Source organism: uncultured Caballeronia sp., from assembly GCF_964243625.1.
Lineage (GTDB): Bacteria > Pseudomonadota > Gammaproteobacteria > Burkholderiales > Burkholderiaceae > Caballeronia.
Map to the genome: position 1 here is coordinate 1 of NZ_CAXTGZ010000040.1, position 19,836 is coordinate 19,836.

At 60.2% G+C, this 19,836-nt stretch carries 17 protein-coding genes and 2 tRNA genes; 12 read left to right on the top strand and 7 right to left on the bottom strand.

Features of this window, described 5'->3' with window-relative positions:
- The first annotated feature begins 159 nt into the window (after positions 1–159).
- Positions 160–233, top strand: a tRNA-Cys gene (locus tag ACFFAR_RS04520).
- A 98-nt stretch (positions 234–331) separates the two neighbouring features.
- A complete protein-coding gene (locus ACFFAR_RS04525) occupies positions 332–826 on the top strand; it encodes a GNAT family N-acetyltransferase (protein ID WP_375507563.1) in 495 nt (164 codons plus the stop codon).
- On the opposite strand, the gene ACFFAR_RS04530 is transcribed toward ACFFAR_RS04525, so the two are convergent.
- Positions 823–1,449, bottom strand: a complete 627-nt coding sequence (locus ACFFAR_RS04530) for an SCO family protein (RefSeq protein WP_174364215.1) — start codon at positions 1,447–1,449, stop codon at positions 823–825. The genes ACFFAR_RS04525 and ACFFAR_RS04530 overlap by 4 nt on opposite strands.
- Positions 1,450–1,848: 399 nt before the next feature.
- Between ACFFAR_RS04530 and otsB the strand changes: the two genes are divergently transcribed.
- Positions 1,849–2,601, top strand: a complete 753-nt coding sequence (gene otsB, locus ACFFAR_RS04535; protein ID WP_075357140.1) for a trehalose-phosphatase — start codon at positions 1,849–1,851, stop codon at positions 2,599–2,601.
- Positions 2,598–3,977 carry an alpha,alpha-trehalose-phosphate synthase (UDP-forming) gene (gene otsA / locus ACFFAR_RS04540; RefSeq protein ID WP_174364214.1) on the top strand — a complete coding sequence of 460 codons (1,380 nt, stop codon included), beginning with the start codon at positions 2,598–2,600 and terminating at the stop codon, positions 3,975–3,977. Before otsB ends, otsA begins: the two co-directional genes overlap by 4 nt.
- A gap of 62 nt (positions 3,978–4,039) precedes the next feature.
- Here the strand turns inward: otsA and ACFFAR_RS04545 are convergent, their stop codons facing one another.
- Positions 4,040–5,878 (bottom strand): ABC transporter ATP-binding protein, encoded by a 1,839-nt coding sequence (locus ACFFAR_RS04545; RefSeq protein WP_061999927.1) that lies wholly within the window; start codon positions 5,876–5,878, stop codon positions 4,040–4,042.
- A 959-nt stretch (positions 5,879–6,837) separates the two neighbouring features.
- Here ACFFAR_RS04545 and ACFFAR_RS04550 point away from each other — a divergent pair.
- From ACFFAR_RS04550 to ACFFAR_RS04565, 4 genes are all read left to right on the top strand, one after another.
- Positions 6,838–7,902 carry a glycosyltransferase family 4 protein gene (locus ACFFAR_RS04550; protein ID WP_062167216.1) on the top strand — a complete coding sequence of 355 codons (1,065 nt, stop codon included), beginning with the start codon at positions 6,838–6,840 and terminating at the stop codon, positions 7,900–7,902.
- 287 nt (positions 7,903–8,189) lie between these two features.
- Positions 8,190–9,011, top strand: coding sequence for a hypothetical protein (locus ACFFAR_RS04555; protein ID WP_086382070.1), 822 nt, complete (start codon positions 8,190–8,192; stop codon positions 9,009–9,011).
- Positions 9,012–9,059: 48 nt separating this feature from the next.
- A complete protein-coding gene (locus ACFFAR_RS04560) occupies positions 9,060–9,533 on the top strand; it encodes a DUF2214 family protein (RefSeq protein ID WP_174363217.1) in 474 nt (157 codons plus the stop codon).
- Positions 9,534–9,998: 465 nt separating this feature from the next.
- Positions 9,999–11,621: a tetratricopeptide repeat protein gene (locus ACFFAR_RS04565; protein ID WP_174363216.1), complete on the top strand. Its 1,623-nt coding sequence runs from the start codon at positions 9,999–10,001 to the stop codon at positions 11,619–11,621.
- Positions 11,622–11,624: 3 nt separating this feature from the next.
- Here ACFFAR_RS04565 and ACFFAR_RS04570 read toward each other — a convergent pair whose 3' ends face one another.
- From ACFFAR_RS04570 to ACFFAR_RS04590, 5 genes are all read right to left on the bottom strand, one after another.
- On the bottom strand, positions 11,625–11,954 hold the full coding sequence (locus ACFFAR_RS04570) for a hypothetical protein (protein ID WP_174363215.1): 330 nt from the start codon (positions 11,952–11,954) through the stop codon (positions 11,625–11,627).
- Positions 11,955–12,328: 374 nt separating this feature from the next.
- Positions 12,329–12,403: transfer RNA gene (locus tag ACFFAR_RS04575), tRNA-Val, on the bottom strand.
- A gap of 78 nt (positions 12,404–12,481) precedes the next feature.
- Positions 12,482–13,219, bottom strand: a complete 738-nt coding sequence (dnaQ, locus tag ACFFAR_RS04580) for a DNA polymerase III subunit epsilon (protein WP_062167208.1) — start codon at positions 13,217–13,219, stop codon at positions 12,482–12,484.
- Between the two features lie 12 nt (positions 13,220–13,231).
- Positions 13,232–13,690 carry a ribonuclease HI gene (rnhA, locus tag ACFFAR_RS04585; protein WP_062167206.1) on the bottom strand — a complete coding sequence of 153 codons (459 nt, stop codon included), beginning with the start codon at positions 13,688–13,690 and terminating at the stop codon, positions 13,232–13,234.
- Positions 13,690–14,535 carry a class I SAM-dependent methyltransferase gene (locus ACFFAR_RS04590; RefSeq protein WP_056354262.1) on the bottom strand — a complete coding sequence of 282 codons (846 nt, stop codon included), beginning with the start codon at positions 14,533–14,535 and terminating at the stop codon, positions 13,690–13,692. Before ACFFAR_RS04590 ends, rnhA begins: the two co-directional genes overlap by 1 nt.
- Before the next feature lie 18 nt (positions 14,536–14,553).
- On the opposite strand from ACFFAR_RS04590, the gene gloB reads away from it, so the two are divergent.
- From gloB to carA, 4 genes are all read left to right on the top strand, one after another.
- Complete coding sequence (gloB, locus tag ACFFAR_RS04595) at positions 14,554–15,357, top strand: hydroxyacylglutathione hydrolase (RefSeq protein WP_174363214.1); 804 nt, start codon at positions 14,554–14,556, stop codon at positions 15,355–15,357.
- Between the two features lie 157 nt (positions 15,358–15,514).
- Entirely contained in the window at positions 15,515–17,158 is a 1,644-nt protein-coding gene (locus ACFFAR_RS04600) for a transglycosylase SLT domain-containing protein (protein WP_062167202.1), read from the top strand.
- Between the two features lie 110 nt (positions 17,159–17,268).
- Positions 17,269–18,504, top strand: coding sequence for an MFS transporter (locus ACFFAR_RS04605; protein WP_174364863.1), 1,236 nt, complete (start codon positions 17,269–17,271; stop codon positions 18,502–18,504).
- Positions 18,505–18,870: 366 nt separating this feature from the next.
- Positions 18,871–19,836 (top strand): glutamine-hydrolyzing carbamoyl-phosphate synthase small subunit (carA, locus tag ACFFAR_RS04610; RefSeq protein WP_174364862.1); only part of this gene is annotated, 966 nt, incomplete at its 3' end.

Genomic DNA, 19,836 nt, shown 5'->3' on the forward strand with positions numbered 1-19,836 from the left:
GAGCGCAACCTTGCCAAGGTTGAGGTCGCGAGTTCGAGCCTCGTCTCCCGCTCCATTAAAAGGGGAAGCAAAGCTTCCCTTTTTGTTTGGTGGCCCGGATCAATGTACTGCTCGGATGGGTTTGCTAGGCACGGTACGTTTCATGTAGCTCCCGCTTCTGGCGCGATAGCAAAGCGGTTATGCAGCGGCCTGCAAAGCCGTTTAGGCCGGTTCGACTCCGGCTCGCGCCTCCAGGATTCAAAAGAAAAAAGCCCTGACTTGGTCGGGGCTTTTTCTTTTGGCATTTGCTATACATGGCTCATTCGGCATCGAAACTTATTCAGGTGAATCCATGACCGACCTCAATCCGGAATTCAAATGGCAGTGGGCTGCATTCAGTGAGCTTGGCGCACGCGATGTCTACACCATGCTCGCTGCCCGCAGCGAGGTGTTCGTGATCGAGCAGCAGTGCTTGTATGCCGATATCGACGGTCAGGATCCCGATGCATGGCATCTGCTTGTCCATAGCCAGACGGCCAACCCTGAACTGGCCGGTTATCTGCGCGTTCTGCCGCCGGATGAACCCGGCGTCGCGGCGCATGCCGACGTGCGCATCGGCCGTGTCCTCACGCGGGCGCCGTTTCGCGGTATCAAACTCGGTCAGGCGATGCTCGAACGCACGCTTACGCATATCGAAGCGCAATGGCCCGGGCACGCAACCCGTCTGCACGCGCAAGCTCATCTGCAGCGCTTCTACGGAAGCTTCGGCTTCGAGCCCATCTCGGATATCCATCTCGACGACGACATCCCGCATATCTGGATGCGTCGTGTAATGTCAAAACGCTAGGATGTCGAATCGATCACGCGCCGTACATCGGCCGTGATGTTTTCGATGGGATCGGTCTCGGTCGCGAGCAGGCGCGCGTGGCCGTGGGTATCGAAGATATAGACAGCCGAGCTGTGCGTCACGTCATACGCGCCCGACGGATCGCGCTTTTCCATCTGGTAAGCCACGCGATACCGCTTCGCAAGCCCTTCGATTGCCCCGTCCGTGCCCGTCAGGCCGATCGCATGTTCCGCGTCGAACGCACGCACGTACTCGTGCAGCGCGGCGGCGGTATCACGGGCCGGATCGACGGTGATGAACGCAATACGCGTGTTCCTGGCGTCGGGGCCGAGTTGCTGCAGGACCTGCATCAGCCGCGCCATGGTCTCCGGACAAACGTCCGGGCAGTGCGTGTAGCCGAAATAAACCAGCGTCGTTTTCCCAGCGAACAACTGCCCGGTGGCGGGTTTGCCCGTATCGTCGGTGAGATTGAAGTCGAGGTCGGGGAGATGGCCGGTGACATCGGCGAGCTTCCAGGGCGCCGCGTCGTGATGCGAGCACGCGGTGAGGGATGCGCTGAAAACCAGCGCGGCAAGCAGGGCGGATACGCGGCCTGCGCGATGAAACCGGAACCAGGAAAGCATTTTGCGACTCGGACAAAGTGGAACATCAAGGCGGCAGATCAGCCACGTACGGCCGATGTACGAACAACGCAGGACAACCCGCGTTTGATTCGTCACAAGATGTTTCGTGACGCCATGCGGGGCCGACTTTATCTCAGAATAGAGGCCTTCGCCGCGAGACTGTGATTCCACGCACGCTTTCGTGGCGATTTGCCGCACATCATGGGATCGTGGCGCGCGGGTTTATCGAAGCAATTTGCAAGATTCGAGTGCACGGTATCGGGTGTTCGTTCGTTATGCAGTGCATCCATGCCGCTTTCTCCCAAGGGCGTTCCCGTTTTGGGCGTACCGAACAGGCCGACAAGCGCTTTGACATGCGCACACTTTCCCGGCCGGCCCCGGCTAAAAAGGCAGATATCGATGCAAAACCTTCCTGAAAAACTTCCACTCGCCGAGACTGCTTTTTTCTTCGATTTCGACGGCACGCTCGTCGAACTGGCTTCCACGCCTGACGGCGTCGTCGTGTCGCCAGCAGTGGCGCCGATCCTGACCGCGCTGCGCCGCGCGACCAACGGCGCGGTGGCGATCGTGTCGGGGCGCGGTATCGACAGCATCGACTCGTTTTTGAAGATGCCTGACATCCCCGTCGCCGGTCTTCATGGCGCGGAGCGCCGGGACTCGAATGCGGATGTGCATCGCGTGGGTTTCAACGACGAACGCCTGATGCGCATGGAACATGTGCTCGAAGGCGTGATGAAGGCGAATCCCGGCATGCTGCTGGAGATCAAGGGCGCGGCGCTCGCGCTGCATTATCGCAACGCGCCGGAGCGCGGCCCGGCGGCGCGCGAGGCGACGGAACAACTTGTCGCGCAATACGCCGACGCTTACGTATTGCAGCCCGGCAAGATGGTCTACGAGATCAAGCCGAAGGACGTCGATAAAGGCCGCGCGGTGCGCGCTTTCCTCGATGAACCGCCGTTCACGGGACGCCGGCCGGTGTTTATCGGCGACGACCTGACGGACGAGAAGGGCTTTGCGGTCGTGAACGAGCGCGACGGTCTGTCGATCAAGGTCGGCGCCGGCGATACGCTCGCGCATGCGCGCGTCGATTCGGTCAGTGCCTTGATTGATTGGCTGCAAGACATAGCCGGTATTCAGGGCTTGCGGTCGTGAGTCGCCTGATCATTGTTTCGAACCGCGTTGCGCCGATCTCGGAAGGCGGACCGGCGGCGGGGGGGCTTGCCGTTGGCGTCTACGACGCGTTGAAGGAAACCGGCGGCATGTGGTTCGGCTGGAGCGGCGACGTGGTGGCTGAACCACCCGAAGGCATCAAGCTGGAGGAGCGCGGGCGCGTGACGTTTGCGACCATCGGACTGGCGCAGCGCGATTACGACCAGTACTACCGCGGGTTTTCGAACGCGACGCTGTGGCCGGCGTTTCATTACCGGCCGGATCTGATCCAGTTCGATCGCGATGAATTCGACGGCTATTGCCGCGTGAACCGGTGGCTTGCGAAGCAACTCGCGCCGCTGCTGAGACCCGACGACGTCATCTGGGTCCACGACTATCACCTGATTCCGTTTGCGCAGGCATTGCGCGACGAGGGCGTGACGAACCGCATCGGGTTCTTCCTGCACATCCCGTTTCCGGCGGCGCAGGTGCTGCTGAGCGTGCCGCGTCATCGTGTGCTGGCGGAAGCATTGTGTTCCTACGACCTTCTCGGTTTCCAGACCGCGCCGGATCTGCGCGCGTTTTGCGATTACATCGAAACGGAGGCGAACGGCACGGTCACGCGCATCGCGGGCGAGCCGAACGCGGTGAGCGCGTTCGGCAAGACGCTACGGGCGGGTGCTTACCCGATCGGCGTATATCCCGATGAGATCGCCTCGCTCGCCAAGGACGGCGAAAGCGGGCGCGAAGTGCAGACGGTGAAGACCACGCTGCGTGACCGCAAGCTGATCATGAGCGTGGACCGGCTGGATTATTCGAAGGGTCTCGTCGAGCGGTTTCGTGCGTTCGAGAAATTGCTGGAACGCGAGCCCGCGCAGCGCAACAACGTGTCGTTCGTACAGATCGCACCGCCTACGCGTGCCGACATGGACACGTACAAGGACATCCGCCTGCAGCTCGAAGCGGAATCGGGGCGCATCAACGGCCGGTACGCCGAACTGGACTGGACGCCGATCCGGTATATCCATCGGCAATATGAGCGGCCTGTGCTCGCTGCGCTGTTTCATGCGTCGCACGTCGGGTTCGTCACGCCTTTGCGCGACGGCATGAATCTGGTGGCGAAGGAATACGTGGCAGCGCAGGACCCGGACGATCCCGGCGTGCTGGTGTTGTCGCAGTTTGCCGGCGCGGCGCAGGAATTGAACGGCGCGCTCATTGTGAATCCGCTCGATATCGCCGGCATGACCGACGCATTGGCCGCAGCGCTCGCCATGCCGCTGGCCGAACGCAGGGCCCGTCACGCCGAGATGTTCACGCAGCTCCGCGAGAACAACGTCTCCGTCTGGCGCGACAACTTCATGCGCGACCTGCAGGCTTGAGGTGCAAAAAAGCCGCTTCGGTATTGGCACCGAAGCGGCTTTTCAACTGGCTGAGCGGCTGATTACGTCTGTTCGGCCTTCGCCGCAATCTGCTGCGACGGCATGGTGGTCGGCGGCAACTTCCCATGCTGCTTGGACAACAATTCCCGATACAAACCCGGACGATCCCGCAATTGCTGCGGCGAACCGTCATCGATCACCTTGCCCGCGCTCATCACGATAATCCGGTCGAAGCCCTGCAGCGTCGACAAACGGTGCGCAATCGCGATCACCGTGCGGCCGACCATCAGCCGGTCGAGCGCCTGCTGAATCGCTTCTTCCGATGAGCTGTCGAGCGCGGACGTGGCTTCATCGAGCAGAAGAATGGGTGCGTTCTTCAGGATCGCGCGCGCGATGGCGATCCGTTGGCGCTGGCCGCCCGACAACTTCACGCCACGATCGCCAACGATGGTATCGAACCCTTCAGGCATCGCTTCGATGAAATCGGTGCAGCGCGCTTCACGAGCAGCCGCAAGCACTTCCTCGCGCGTTGCATCGGGCCGCCCATATGCCAGGTTTTCATACACGGTGCGGTGGAACAGCGAAATATCCTGCGGTACGAGCGCAATCGACATGCGCAGACTGTCCTGGGTGATCAGTGAGATATCTTGTCCGTCGACCTTGATCGCGCCGCCTTGCGCTTCGTAGAAGCGCTGCAGCAGGGCGAGCACCGTCGATTTACCTGCACCCGACTTGCCGATCAGCCCGACGCGCTGACCCGGTTCAATGTGAAGATTGAATTTATCGAGGATAGGACGGCGGCGCGGATATGCGAACGTCACTTCCTCAAAGTCGACACGTCCGCCTTGCGGCACGAGTTCAGCCGCGTCCGACCGGTCGGGCATGCCGTGCGGCTCGAGCAGCGTCTGAACTGCTTCGGAAAGGCGCGCGACGTGCTGCGTCACGTCCACCAGCGCCACGGCCAGGTCTCGCGTGCCGTGAAGAATGGTGAAGCCGAGCGAGCTGACCAGCACGATGTCACCGGACGTCGCCTGGCCTTTTGACCACAGCCACAATGCCCAGCCAAGCAGTCCGGCGGACAGGATCGCCGTCACGACCGCGTGGAAAAGGCGCAACTTCTCCAGGTACAGCAAGCTTTGCTGGCGCGCGACCATTTCGGCCTTGACCGTCGAACCGAAGCGCTTTTGTTCGCGAAACGTCATGCCGAACGCACGCACGAGCGCCATGTTGCCGATGACATCCACGAGTTCGCCGTCGACCGACGCCGCTTTCGATGCAAACGTGTGATGCCGGGCCGAGCCGCGCCCGGCCAGCCGATACAGCACGAACGCGAGAATCGCGGACGCGAGCATCAGGCCGCCGGCCATCAGCGGATTCACGGCGATGATCATGAAAATGGCGCCGATCACCGCAATGCAAGGCGGCAACACGTTCCACGCCATGGTGTTTTCGGCGGTATAGATCGCGTTCGATGTCGCCGTGATACGGCTCGCGAGCATGCCGGGCTGTTTCTCGGAGAAATAGGTGGGGGAGTGACCGCTCAGGTAGGAGAACAGATCGCGCCTCAAGTCGCCCGTGACAATGACGAATGCGTGCGCGCCGACCCAGCCGCCGACCCGCCACAGAAGGTTGTCGGCGGCGATCAGGCCGACCAGGATCATGAAGGCCGCCCAGAGCGGGCCGGGATGACCCCGACCCTGGCCGAGCACATCGATCAGATGCTTGATCGCGTACTGCGAGGCGAGCGCGCAGCCGACAGCGGCCAGCACGCTGACCAGTACGATGGTGTGAGCGACAGGGTGCCGGCGGATGTAACGAAACAGGAACGCGAGCGGGCGATGCGCATAGCTCGCTAGCTTGGCGTTGTGTACGTTACGCTGAGAAACGGTGAGTTGGTCCAATTGGTCGTTTTAGGTCGAGTAGAGCGGTTGAGCGCGGTGCCTTGCCGTGGTCACAAGCAAGGCGCGTCGGGCAGTCCTCCGGGCGTCCAATGCAGCAATCCAGACAAACGCCGGGCCGCGACGATTATTGAATTGTAGCCAGTGTAACGAGCCAAATCCCCTCGCGTAGTCCTTTCCGTGGCACTTATCCATCAGAACTGAAGCAATTTCAGCGAAAGCGGTCCGCCTTGACGGATTTCTATGCCTGCCGATAGGCGGCCCCACACCCTGGATCGCCGCGCAAATGACTTGCTGCCGTTTGCCATACATCGGGCGAATGACTGCTGCTTCAGCCAGTTACTTCCTGCAACTTCCTGCGGAGGGTTGGAGCACGTTGCGGACCCGCTGTGGGCAAAAACGCTTTGAGAATGCATTGAAGGAGTTCATGGCCAGCCGCGTCGGCGTCACGGGTTTGATCGCACCGCAACGGTCTGCTTTTGGGTCTCGCTCCAAAGCGTACTGCGGCGTGTTCGTACAATGTAGAACAGCCTTGGAAAACAAGGGTTTGCAAAGTGTATCGACGCTGTAACAACCTAAATAAGTTGAAATGTCGACTTGAAAGCTGTGCAAAAACCGCGATACTTCGTGCGGGTTTGCCCTAGGATTTTTTGACAGGTAGTTGTAGGTTCCGGTCAACGGCCCCGCAGGTCGTGCGTTTATCGCTAAGTGCGCCAGTTTTACGAGATGGACCCGATCTTGCTTTTTCGGGTCATCCTCCGAAACAGACGTTCGAAGCAACAGGGCGGGAGGGCTCAAGCCCGAAACACCCAAGCAACAGCGAAGCATCGCGATTTTTCTCGTGCTTTCGGCCATTCCGCTGGAGAACCAGCACCGCGCCGAGCCCGGGTGGGCGATTCGCTTGATCAACATGACCGATGCCAAGCGCATCAATTTGCCTGACATTATTAGGAGTTTTCGACATGCGAATCGCTCAAATCGCGCCTCTCCACGAAGCCGTCCCCCCGAAGTTCTATGGCGGCACGGAGCGCGTGGTGTCCTATCTGACCGAAGCCCTCGTTGAAGCCGGTCACGACGTCACGCTGTTCGCGAGCGGTGATTCGCAAACGTCGGCAAAGCTCGAAGCGTTCTGGCCGCAGGCGCTGCGCCTCGACCCGACCATCCGCGACACGATGGCGCCGCACATGCTGCTGCTGGAAGAAGTGCGCCGCCGTGCTGATGAATTCGATGTGCTGCATTTTCACATCGACTATTACCCGTTCTCGCTGTTCTCGCGCCAGCCGGTGCCTTTCCTGACGACCATGCACGGCCGTCTCGACTTGCCGGAACTGCAGCCGATCTTCAGTACGTTCAATGAAGCGCCGGTCGTGTCGATCTCGGACAACCAGCGCCAGCCGTTGCCGCAAGCCAACTGGCTCTCGACGGTGTATCACGGGCTGCCGGAAAACCTGCTGACGCCGGTCCCCAACGTGGAGCCGGGCTATCTTGCGTTCCTCGGCCGTATCTCGCCGGAAAAGCGCGTTGACCGGGCGATTCGGATTGCCGGCGCAGCGGGCATGAAGATCAAGATCGCTGCAAAAATCGATAACGCCGACCGTGCTTATTACGAAGAGCAGATCAAGCCGCTTTTCGCGCTGCCGCACGTCGAATACATCGGTGAAATCAACGAGCAGCAAAAGACCGAATTTCTCGGCAACGCCCACGCGCTGCTGTTCCCGATCGATTGGCCGGAGCCGTTTGGCCTGGTGATGATCGAAGCCATGGCGTGCGGGACGCCGGTGATTGCGTTCAATCGCGGGTCGGTGCCGGAAGTGATCGAAAACGGCGTATCGGGTTTTGTGGTGGAAGACGAACTCAGCGCGATCGCCGCCGTGAAGCGTCTCCATACGCTGCCGCGCGCCAAGGTGCGTCAGGCGTTTGAAACGCGTTTCTCCTCGAAAGTGATGGCCGCGCGTTACGTCCAGACGTACGAAGAGCTGTTGCGCTCGAAGCGCCGCACAGTACTGCGCGAAGTCAACGCCAGCTAAAACGCGCTTTTACGCGTCACCCAACAACGCCCCGTGCGCCGTCAGGCGCACGGGGCGTTGTTGTTTTGACACACTGCAAGGCCAAGCTGGGAGGGTTATCGGCGGCTTGGAGCGGCAAGCCTCATGGTGGCTTCGACATTCTCCATATAATGTGCTGAATTCGCCAAAAAGAGACGCAATTGGCGGATCTGGATAGTTGAACGTGGAGTTCCAGCAAGGATCAAATCGCGCGCTGGCAGAACAAATGAAACGTGCGGACGAGGACAGTCGTGAACAGGAGCGAAGTTTTGGTGAGAACGAAGCAGAGTAGCGCGAGGGGGGCACCCGCCGTGACTATCGCCGGCGCCGGCACCGTGTTCGCGCTGCGGGCGATCGGGCTCGTTCTCGTTGCGCGCTGGATGTTCTCCATGTCGCAGATGGGTTATTTCTCATCCATGCGCGCGATGACTTCATCGCCCTGGGCGTGCATCAACCTCGTGTTGTTATTTCTGTTGCTTTTTCTCCCGGGCGCACGCGCGCGTGCTGAACGGCCGCTGCATCCGTTGCCGCAATGGTTGCGGCAGGCGTTGCGTTTTCTTGCGCTGCTGAGTTTCGTATTTGCGGTCTGGTCGGTCGGCTTTTTTACGTGGACTGCCGGCTGGAAGAACGCTGTGCACGCCCTCGCGGAGACCAACGGCTGGCTGCTCGTCGCGCCCGCGCTTTATGCCGTGGTGCTGTGGATTTGCCGCCCGCGCGCGCTCTGGCGTTCGAACTTCGCGGCGCGGCGCTTTGCAATTGGCCGGTACGCTATTTCCATCGATAACACCACCCGCACCGCCGTGGTGTGGGCGGAAAGCCGCAAGCTCGGTCAGTACGATGCGCGGGAGTTATCGGTGAAGTGGCCCGAGAGTTTCAGGACATCCGAGACCGTGGCCGCCGCGGCTCCGGCCAAGCGCGGTTTGTTTGGACGCAGAGCTCGCGCCAAGATGGAATTGCTGTGGAATTCGCCCGCAGCAGCCGGACATAATCGCAAGACCGTGTTCCGCACATCGCTCGGCAGCGAAGGTGACCGAAAAGCGGCGCGGGCGCTCGAAGCGTCGCTGGGTCAGTTGGGTCAAAGCCTCGGCTAGCGAGCTTGACGTGAGCTCTCTGGCCGTACCTACTCGGGAGGGGACCGCATGCTCGCTCGCTGGTGTCTCGCAGCCATTCATTTGCTGGCGTTTGGATTCGCGCTCGCGGCGGTCTTCGGCCGGGCAAGAGCGTTACGCCAACTCGATCCCGCTAGTTCAACCGGCGCCAATTCCACGCGCCTCAAACAGGTTTTCCGCGCCGATAACATCTGGGGCATCACTGCGCTCATCCTGCTGGTGACGGGCGCCGCGCGCGCGTTCGGCGGTTTCGAAAAAGGCAGTGCTTATTATTTGCACGAGCCGCTTTTCCACCTGAAGATGGCGGCGCTCGTACTGATCCTTCTGATTGAAATCTCGCCGATGATCGCATTGATCAAATGGCGCATGGCCGTTGGCCGTGGCATGCCGATTGATCTTGGGAAGGCAGGCAGGTTCGCCGCGATAAGCGACGCCGAAGGTGGCTTGATCATCGTGATGGTGATCGCGGCAACGGGAATGGCGCGAGGGATTTGGGCGGGGTAGGTTGCGTACGCGCCATATCCGATGTGCCTGAAGCTCAGCTATCGCGCGGACGATGAGTTTTATCCCGTTTCGGCAGATTCTTTGCGACACAAAGTCACGTGTTTCGGCGTTTTATTGCCTGAAGAATCCGATACACTTGCAGGCTGTGTTTAGTCCGGCTGTCATGCTTGGCTCGATCGCCGACTACATCGACCTTTCGATCGAAAAGCCCTGACTCTTGGCCTGGAAGATTCAGCCCATGGTAGCCATGCGTCGAAATATGACCGCGCTGAGGTCGGCAGCGTGACTGCTGCGGTGAGATCATCTGGAATTCTCGGCGTCTGCCAGAACCGAGCGAACCACCTCTGACAATCAGGACACCGTATCAAAAAAACCCGCCGTACGCTGCGGTTGTCCAGCAGGCGCGCGCAGCCGACTTATCCGAGAATGCATACCACTTCTTGCAACACCCCCGTCCTCTCGCGCATGCCACTGGACGAGATTGAAACATTGTATGACCAGGCCGCCGAAGCGCGCCGAAGCGGTGATATCGCCAAGGCGCAAGCTGCCGTCGATAGAATCCTCGAGCAGGATTCAGGGCGTGCCGGCGCCCTTTATTTGCGCGGGCTGCTGGCGCGCGATTCCGACCAGTTAGAAGCAGCGCAAAGGTGGATCGAGCGCGCGTTGGAAATCAATCCTCATCCGGATTTCTACACCACGCTGTGCGACATTCAACTCGACTCGAGGGCTTACGCCAGTGCGCTGCAAACAGCCAAGCAAGGTCTCGCCCTCCAGCCCGACTCGATCGAGATGCGCTTCTGCGAAGCGGGAGCACTGTTCCTGCAAGGGTTTGTCGACGACGCGGCCATCAGCTATCGCAAGCTGCTCGCGCTCGAACCGGACAACGTGCAGGTGCTCGGCAACCTTGCCCTTGTTTCAGCGGATCTGGACGCCTTGGAGGACGCCGAGCGGCTTTTCCGGCGGGCCATCGAGCTGGCACCGGATTTTCTCAGTGCGCGCGGTCATCTTGCAACGGTCCTGTTGGCAACCGGACGTTACGACGAAGGGTGGCGCCATTACGAAGATCGCTGGGCTAATTTCGTCCAGGCGGATGGAAGCCTGTCGACAGACGCACGCCCGCGAGTTTCACTCCCGCAATGGCGGGGTGAACGTCCGGAGCTGGGCTTTCACGCAGAACATTCCCCCGAACGCGGAGTACGTCTGCTGGTCGTTCCGGAGCAAGGTAACGGCGATAGTCTGCAGTTTGTCCGCTACCTGCCTTTGGCGCTGGAGCGCTTTTCGCAGGTCGGCTTCATTTGCCCTCCCGCCTTGCGCCGCGTGTTTGAAGAGTCGCTCTGTCCGCGCTGGCCGGGCCTTGTCATGCTTGACTATGGACTTCCCGACCTCGACCACTGGGACTTGTACTGCCCCATGATGTCATTGCCCATGGCGTTCGGCACCTGTCTCGACAACATCCCGGCCGACATACCTTATCTCTTTGCCGATCCCGCACGCGCGGCTTCATGGAGTGCCAGGTTCGCTGCGTTACCTGAGCCCGGATTGCCGCGCGTCGGTGTGGTCTGGGCAGGCGGCCATTCGGGCATGATCGAAGACAAATGGCGCAGCTTGGCACCTGCCCAATTCGCGCCGCTGCTCGCAATGCCCGGCATCCGCTGGGTCAGCCTGCAAAAATCCGATAACCCTTCGAAACGCGCAGACGTCGCCAGCAAGGCGAGGCTGATCGACTGGATGGATGACATCACAGACTTTGCGGACACCGCTGCCTTGATCGAGAATCTCGACCTGGTGATTGCCGTCGATACGTCGGTGGCGCATCTGGCCGCAGCGATGGGCAAGCCGGTATGGCTGCTCAACCGTTTTGCCGGTTGCTGGCGCTGGTTGCGTAATCGGGATGACAGCCCGTGGTATCCCACCGTGCGTCTGTTCAACCAGCGGCAAAAGGGCGACTGGGACGAGGTGCTGACGCAGATCGCTACGGCCTTGCAACAGCAACTTGTACTCGATAATGGCCTCTTACATGCTACGGGGAACGGACATCTTCAAGTCGGCAAGGAACCGGCCAGTATCCAACTCGATTTGAATATGTGATTTTCAGCCGATAACATAGTTTTGGATAAGGATTGCCATAATAATTCCAAAAACAATTCCCAAGGCTCTTCCTTGAATAATCGCGGTGACGTCTTGGTCGAGGAGAAACGGGTCGCGTCGGCTGCTCCAGACGGTTTTTAATAACACGGGACGTGTTATCAGCGTAAGTGCGGCGACGACTGCCGAAACAAGGATTTGATGCAGCGAGTGTAATCGGGCGAGAATTGAAAACGAATCGACGAGAAATCCTATTGCCAACGCTATGACGGTGGTTACGAGAGCACCAAAGAACAGGCCGCCCATGAATTTGTTGACTGAGTCGTTGGAGTCCACTTGAAACCTCATCGAGTTAGTTTGTCCAGTTTGATGAACAATTGTTTTATTAACCTGATTCAATCTGGCGTTTTGAAAAAAATGCTTTATCTGCGACGCGAGCCGCGTTAATTTTCGAAATCAAATTGAATCAGCGAGTGTAAATTTAATAAGGTAGGGTGGATATCGGCGCAATCTGAAACGCGATGGGACAATTCCGAGCCGCACTTTGAGATCGGTCAATGAATGGCGGGCCGGCATCGAAGTCTGATTGTGGGGATGGCATCAGCGTGATGCGGCGTGAGCGATGCAAAGCAGGTGCGCGAATAAAAAAAGGCCCTCAAGCTTTCGCCTGAGGGCCTTTTCTACGCGATGCAAATTCAACCGCGAAATCCTGGTGGGTGGTACAGGGATTGAACCTGTGACCCCTGCCGTGTGAAGGCAGTGCTCTACCGCTGAGCTAACCACCCGAAGAGCTTTGGATTATGTCAGAGCTTCGCCGTTTCGTAAAGAGAATCTTCCGGCGCTTCAATAATTCGGGTCCCGTTTCAAGGCGCCGCCGAAACCTCGACACCAACAACCGTTTCGATTCTCCAAACGCTGGTCCCTTTGACTGCTTTGTCCAGGTCATCAAGTGCGGCGAGATGCGCACTCAATTCTTCCTCCGATGCGAGCAGCACCGGCAACTGCAGATCATCCAGCGCGATACGCGGCGCATGACCCGGCCCGGACGTCGGCATTTCGCCAAGCATGTCGATGACGAGGCTTTCCTGACCGCGCGTCATCGCCAGATAAACTTCCGCGAGCAACTCCGAGTCGAGCAGGGCGCCATGCAGCGTCCGGTGCGCGTTGCTGATGCCAAACCGGTCGCACAACGCATCGAGCGAATTGCGCTTGCCGGGGAACATCTGCTTCGCGTTCACCAGTGTGTCGATCACGCCGCCGCAGACTTCCTTCACGCAAGGCATGCCGAGAAGGGCGAACTCGACGTCCATGAAACCAACGTCGAACGGTGCGTTATGGATGATCAGCTCCGCGCCCGCCACGAAATCGCGCAGCTCATGCGCGATGTCCGCGAACTTGGGTTTATCGCTGAGAAATTCCGTAGTGAGGCCGTGCACCGCGAGCGCGCCCGGATCGCTGTCGCGCCCCGGATTCACGTAGAAGTGCAGGTTGTTACCGGTCAGCCGTCGATTCACAAGCTCGACGCAGCCAATTTCGATAATACGGTCGCCCGTGCGGGCGTTGAGGCCGGTTGTTTCGGTATCGAGTACGAGTTGGCGCATGGAGATAGAAAGTTAGCCTTCGGCGAGTGAAGTCACGCCGCGATTTGCGAGCGCATCGGCACGTTCATTTTCCGGATGGCCGGCGTGGCCTTTCACCCAGCGCCATTCGATCTGGTGCTGGACCACGAGTGCATCGAGCCGTTTCCAAAGATCCGCGTTCTTGACGGGCGTTTTCGCTGCTGTCATCCAGTTCTTCTTTTTCCAGCCGTGGATCCATTCGCTGATGCCTTTCTGCACATATTGCGAATCGGTGTGGATCACGACCCGGCACGGACGCTTCAGTGCCTCGAGCGCCGAAATCACGCCCATCAGCTCCATGCGGTTGTTGGTCGTCGGCGTCTCGCCGCCGAACAACTCCTTTTCCTGGTCGCCGAAGCGCAACAGCGCGCCCCAGCCGCCCGGGCCGGGATTGCCCTTGCAGGCACCGTCCGTGTAGATATCGATTACTTTGTCTGTGGAATTCAAGGTCATCAATGCTCGTTGCGTGTGTGCGGCGTGGCGACCGGGGCCAGGCCCGGTGCGAGGGCGGGTTTTTTCAGCTTGCGAGGCCCGATCAGGCGCATGCCGCGCACGCGCTTGATGGCGGTGATCATGTAGGCCGCGCCAAATATGGGCCACCAGCGGTCTCCTGCGGCTTCCATGAACTGATAGCGCGCAAGCCACTGATCAGTCAGCAGCGGCGGACGATAGCAGCCGAAGCGCCCGCGTTCAAGATCGAATCCAAGCAACTTGATCCAGTCCTTGATCCGCGTGAACGCGATCATTTCATGCGCCGACGGCACGAACGGCCTGCCGGCGACCTTGCCGAGCGATTGCCGCGCGCCCCACAAACTGAGCGAATTGAAGCCGAGAATGATCAACTGGCCCTCGGGCATCAGCACGCGTTCGGCCTCGCGCAACAGCCTGTGCGGATCACTCGTGAATTCAAGCGTATGCGGCATCACGAGCAGATCCACGCTCTGCGCCTCGAACGGCAAGTCCAGCAGGTCGCACCATACGGCGCTGCGGCCCGAGGGCGCGTGCAAACCGCGGCTCGCCGATGGCAGCGCGGTCACGCCCGGCCGTGCATCGGCGGAAATGGCGGGCGGCAGTGTGAAAGGCGCGCTCGCGGCGCTGGCGGTATCGAGCACGAGGCCGCGATACGGCATGCGATTCTCCCGCAGCGCGTCGAGCCCGGGCAGGCCCAGTTGCAGGGCGTGATAGCCGAAAATATCCGATACCACGCGGTCGAGCTGCGCCTGCTCCCAGTCGAGCACGTAGCGGCCGGGCGCAGAAACGGTCCAGGCGGGCCAGTCTATAATCGTTCGCTCTGACATGTTCGGGTGAGTCGCCTTATGAAAACGCTTGAGTACGTGCCGGTTCCGGCGTTTGAAGACAACTACATCTGGGTGATTTCCGACGGACAAGATGCCGTCGTTGTCGATCCGGGCGAAGCCGCGCCTGTTGAAGCCTATCTGACGAAACGCGGTTGGCGGCTGACTGCTATTTTACTCACGCACCATCATCACGACCACGTCGGCGGCGTCGCAAAATTGCTCGCTAGCCGATCGGCCGATGGTGAAATCCCCGTGATCGGCCCGGCCAGCGAGGCGATCGACCATCTGACGCGGCGCGTGAAGCAGGGCGATATTGTAAGTATCGCGAGTCCGGCGCTGGAATGCTCGGTTATTGACGTGCCCGGCCACACCGCCGGCCACATCGCTTATTTGCAGGCAGCAGACCCGCAAGGCACGCCGCATCTCTTTTGCGGCGACACACTTTTTGCAAGCGGTTGCGGCCGGCTTTTCGAGGGCACGCCGCAGCAGATGCTGGCTTCCCTCGACGCCCTTGCCGCACTTCCAGACGCAACGCTCGTTCACTGCGCGCACGAATATACGCTGTCGAACATCCGTTTTGCACGCGCGGCGGACCCTGACAATGCGGCACTTGTGGCGTGGGACAAGGACGCGCACAGCCTGCGCGCGCGCGATGAGCCGACCATTCCCACCACGCTTTCGCACGAACGCAAGGCCAATCCGTTCCTGCGTGTCGACAATGAAGACGTCCAGGCCGCGCTCGCCGCCCAGTTCGAGCGTCCGGTGCGCGACCGCCTCGATGCCTTCACGCTCATGCGCGGCTGGAAAGACAAATTTCGCTAACCCGCAATCCGCTGCGGTTATCTTCATCTGAAACGTTGAAATGCTTTGCAGGTCCCGGATTTTGCTGCGTTTTTTGCATTTATATTGACGTGATGCGTGCGGTTCCGTACTATCGGGTCCAAATTTCCAAGCACATTTTTTGGAATCCGAGACGTTCATGCGATTGATTTTTAGTGCGCTACTCGTCCTGACTTTGGCTGCATGTGCCAGCCAGGGGCCGACAGCGACCAACTCCCTATCTTCACTCCCTTCCGCCGAGAAGCAGCAAGCCGTAGCTGACACCATCCGCAAGACCTCTGCCGCCAAGGAAACGATCAACGTCGACAAGACGTCCGTCGATTCGCTTTCCGGACCTGACGGTGACTTGTGGGGCCGTATCCGCCGTGGTTTCCAGATTCCCGATCTGCAAAGCGACCTGGTCGACATGCAGGTGAACTGGTACGCGCAGCGCCCCGATTACGTCGAGCGCATGACCGGGCGGTCACAGAAATATCTGTATCACATCGTCGAGGAACTCGAGCAGCGGCACATGCCGACCGAGCTCGCGTTGCTGCCGTTCATCGAATCGGCTTATAACCCGCAGGCGCTTTCCGTGGCAAAAGCCGCCGGCATGTGGCAGTTCGTGCCGGGCACCGGACGCGACTACAACCTGAAGCAGAACATGTTTCAGGATGAGCGGCGCGACGTGCTGGCATCCACCAGTGCAGCGCTCGACTATTTGTCACGGCTCCACGACATGTTCGGCGACTGGCATCTGGCGCTCGCCGCGTACAACTGGGGCGAGGGCAGCGTCCAGCGCGCGATTGCGAAGAACGAAGCGCTCGGCTTGCCGACGGACTATCAAAGCCTGCGCATGCCGAACGAGACGCGGAACTACGTGCCGAAGCTGCAGGCCGTGAAGAACATCATCGCGAATCCGCAGATGTACGGGCTCACGTTGCCGGATATCCCGAACCATCCGTATTTCGTGACCGTGACCACGGCGCGCGATATCGATGTGACCATGGCCGCCCGGCTTGCCGGCATGACCGTGGAAGAGTTCCGTTCGCTGAATCCGTCGTTTGCGAAGCCGGTGATCCTGGGCGCGACCAACCCGCAAATCCTGCTTCCGTTCGATAACGCCAACACCTTCCAGAAAAACCTGAAGACGTATTCAGGCGCGTTGTCGTCGTGGACCACTTATACGGTGAGCGAACGCGCGACGCCTGCAATGATCGCGCAAAAGATCGGTGTGGACCCCGATACGCTGATGTCCGTGAACCGCATTCCGGCCGGCATGCGGCTGAAGGCGGGATCGACCATCGTGGTGCCGCGCGGCGATGACGACGACGAGGACATCAGCGCCGACGTCGCCGAAAGCGCGATGCTCGCCGTCGAACCCGACGTCCCCGATACCCGCAAGATGCTGATTCGCGTTCGCCGCGCGCAGTCGATGTCCACGTTCGCCGATCGATACAACGTGTCGGTCGGTCAACTGAAGGGCTGGAACCGGACGCATCGCGATACGGTCCTGCCGGGCCAGTTGATCGTGCTGCATGTGCCGGTCGGCCGTGCGGTGCCGGCTGAACCCGGTCCGGTTCGCGTGGAAACGGTGAGCGCGACAAGCCGGACGAGGGGCGGTGTGTCGAAGATCGGCACGCACGCGCCGCAGTCGAAGGGCGTCAGCGCGCGCAACGGCAAGGCAAGTGCGGCGCCGGTCAAGGTAACGCGTGTCGCCGAGAAAGCCAGCGCGCCTGCGAAAGGCAGGCCGGCAGTGGCGGTATCGAAAAGTACGAAGACCGTCGAGAAAAAGAAGAAATAATTCGTTGTCCACGCGGTCAAGAATCCACGCCGTCACCAAGGTGACGGCGTTTCCATTTGGGCCGGCAAGTTAAACTTCCGCTTCAATTCCAAAAAAGCCCTGCGCTGCACATGACGTCATCCGTTCGTCTTCGCGTGTTTTTCCTGTTCTCGGCCGGTTACTTCGTCTCGTACGTGTTCCGCGGCGTGAACCTGGGCTTCGCGCCGTATATCACACACGATCTGGGCCTGTCGGGCGCCGATCTCGGCTTGCTGACATCGCTGTATTTTCTCGGCTTCGCGGCCGCGCAGATTCCCGTAGGCATGTTGCTCGACCGGTTTGGGCCGCGCCGTGTCACCGCCGGCATGCTGCTGTTCGCGGCTCTCGGGATTGGCGTGTTTGGCGCGGCGCGGGGTATCGGCGGGATGATGCTAGGGCGCCTGTTGATCGGCGTGGGCGTGTCCGTGTGCATGAGCGCGGCGTTCAAGGCGCTCGCCCAGATCCTTCCCGTTGCGCAATTGCCGATGGTCAACGGCTTTGTCATGGCAGTCGGCGGTCTTGGCGGCGTGGTGGTCGGCTCGCCGCTTGCCTGGACGCTGGGCGTGACTGACTGGCGTCACATCTGCTTTGGTCTCGTCGTGATGACGCTCGCCGTGGCCGCAGCGATCTTCCTGTTTGCACCTGAACACCGTGATGACGGGCATCGAAAAGCGGACATGCTCACCCAGTTCAAGGGCACGTGGCACATCTTGCGCAGCGGCGCGTTCTGGAAGATCGCATCGTTTTCGGTGGTGACGCAGGGCGTTTTCTACGCCATGCAGTCGCTCTGGATCCGACCTTATCTGCTCGATGTCATGGGCCTCAGCGCCCACTATGCGGCTGTGCTGGTATCGGTGCTCGGTATTGCGATGATGATCGGCTGCGTCAGTTTCGGCGCGGCGGCGCGGAGTCTGGCAAGGCGCGGCATCACGGTTTACGCGTTTTGCGGCTTCGGCATGGGACTGTTCGTGCTTGTCCAGGTACTGATGTTCATGCGCGCGCCAATCCCTCCCGCGTTGCTGATTGCGTGTTATGGCATTTTCGGCGGCACGGGCATCCTGAGCTACGCCGTGATGGCTGAATATTTCCCGACACACATGATCGGCCGCGCGCACAGCACGCTGACGCTGGTCCTGTTCATCCTGATCTTCGGCCTGCAAGTGGGTATTGGCGCGATGCTCTCGCACTGGCCTGTGCAAGCGGGTCACTATCCGGTCGCCGCGCACTTGAGCGCATGGGGCGGGTTGATCGCGATGCAGATCGCAAGCGCGATCTGGTACGTGCTGCCAAGCAGCGTTCTTGAAAAGCGCGGGGGCGTGGTCTCCTGAGTCGGAGAAGGCCGCCGGGCGTGGTTTGCAGCTCCAAGCCTGGAACGCGTCTTGCGTGCGGCACGTCTCAAATTTGGAGGGAAGGGCTATTTCGGGCTATAATTCGAAGGTTTGAGCAAATCAACCTACACCCTAGCGCCTACCTCCCACTCACCGTTCATCCGCCGCGCTCGAGGCCCGATACGCGCAACCCGCCTGACGCACGATCCGCCCTTCTTCAGACTGAAGGTGCATCGGCAGAAAAAGGCGAGTGATGCGCCAACGCCTTGAAACGCGATGCGGGTCTGCACGCGCCACGTACAAGGCCGCGCGCGATCCCACGGTCGGATGACAGGTCGGCAACAGGGTGTTCCCAAGGAGCCTCCCGTGTTGCCGTCATTCTCTCCCGCAATCCTCGCACTCGCCGACGGCACGGTCTTTCGTGGTCACTCGATCGGCGCGTCCGGTCACACGATCGGCGAAGTGGTGTTTAACACCGCTATCACCGGCTATCAGGAAATCCTGACTGATCCGAGCTACGCCCAGCAAATCGTCACGCTGACGTACCCGCATATCGGCAATGTCGGCGTGAACGCTGAAGATGTCGAATCCACCAAAGTCCATGCCGCCGGTTTGATCATCCGCGATCTGCCGGTGCTCGCATCGAATTTTCGTTCCGAACAATCGCTTGCCGATTATCTGAAAGCCGAAAACGTCGTCGCGATTTCCAATATCGATACTCGCAAGCTCACGCGCATCCTGCGTGACAAGGGCGCGCAGAACGGTTGCATTCTTGCTGGTGACGACGAAGTCAAGGCGCTCGAACTCGCGCGCTCGTTTCCGGGTTTGTCGGGCATGGATCTCGCAAAAGTCGTCTCCACGAAAGAGAAGTACGAGTGGACGCAATCCGAATGGAAGCTGGAAAGCGGCTACGGCGAGCAGAAAGCACCGCAATACCGAGTGGTCGCGTTCGACTACGGCGTGAAGTACAACATCCTGCGCATGCTCGCGGAGCGTGGTTGCCACGTCACCGTGCTGCCGGCTGAAGCCACCGCCGCCGACGCGCTCGCGCTGAACCCCGACGGCATCTTCCTCTCGAACGGCCCCGGCGATCCGGAGCCGTGCGACTACGCGATTCGCGCAACGCGTGAATTCATCGAGCGCGGCATTCCTACGTTCGGCATTTGCCTGGGTCATCAGATCATGGGTCTTGCCGTAGGCGCCAGGACCATGAAGATGAAGACGGGCCATCACGGCGCGAATCATCCGGTGAAGGACCTCGAAAACGGCCGCGTGGTGATCACGTCGCAGAACCACGGTTTTGCAGTCGATGCATCCACGCTCCCCGCCAAC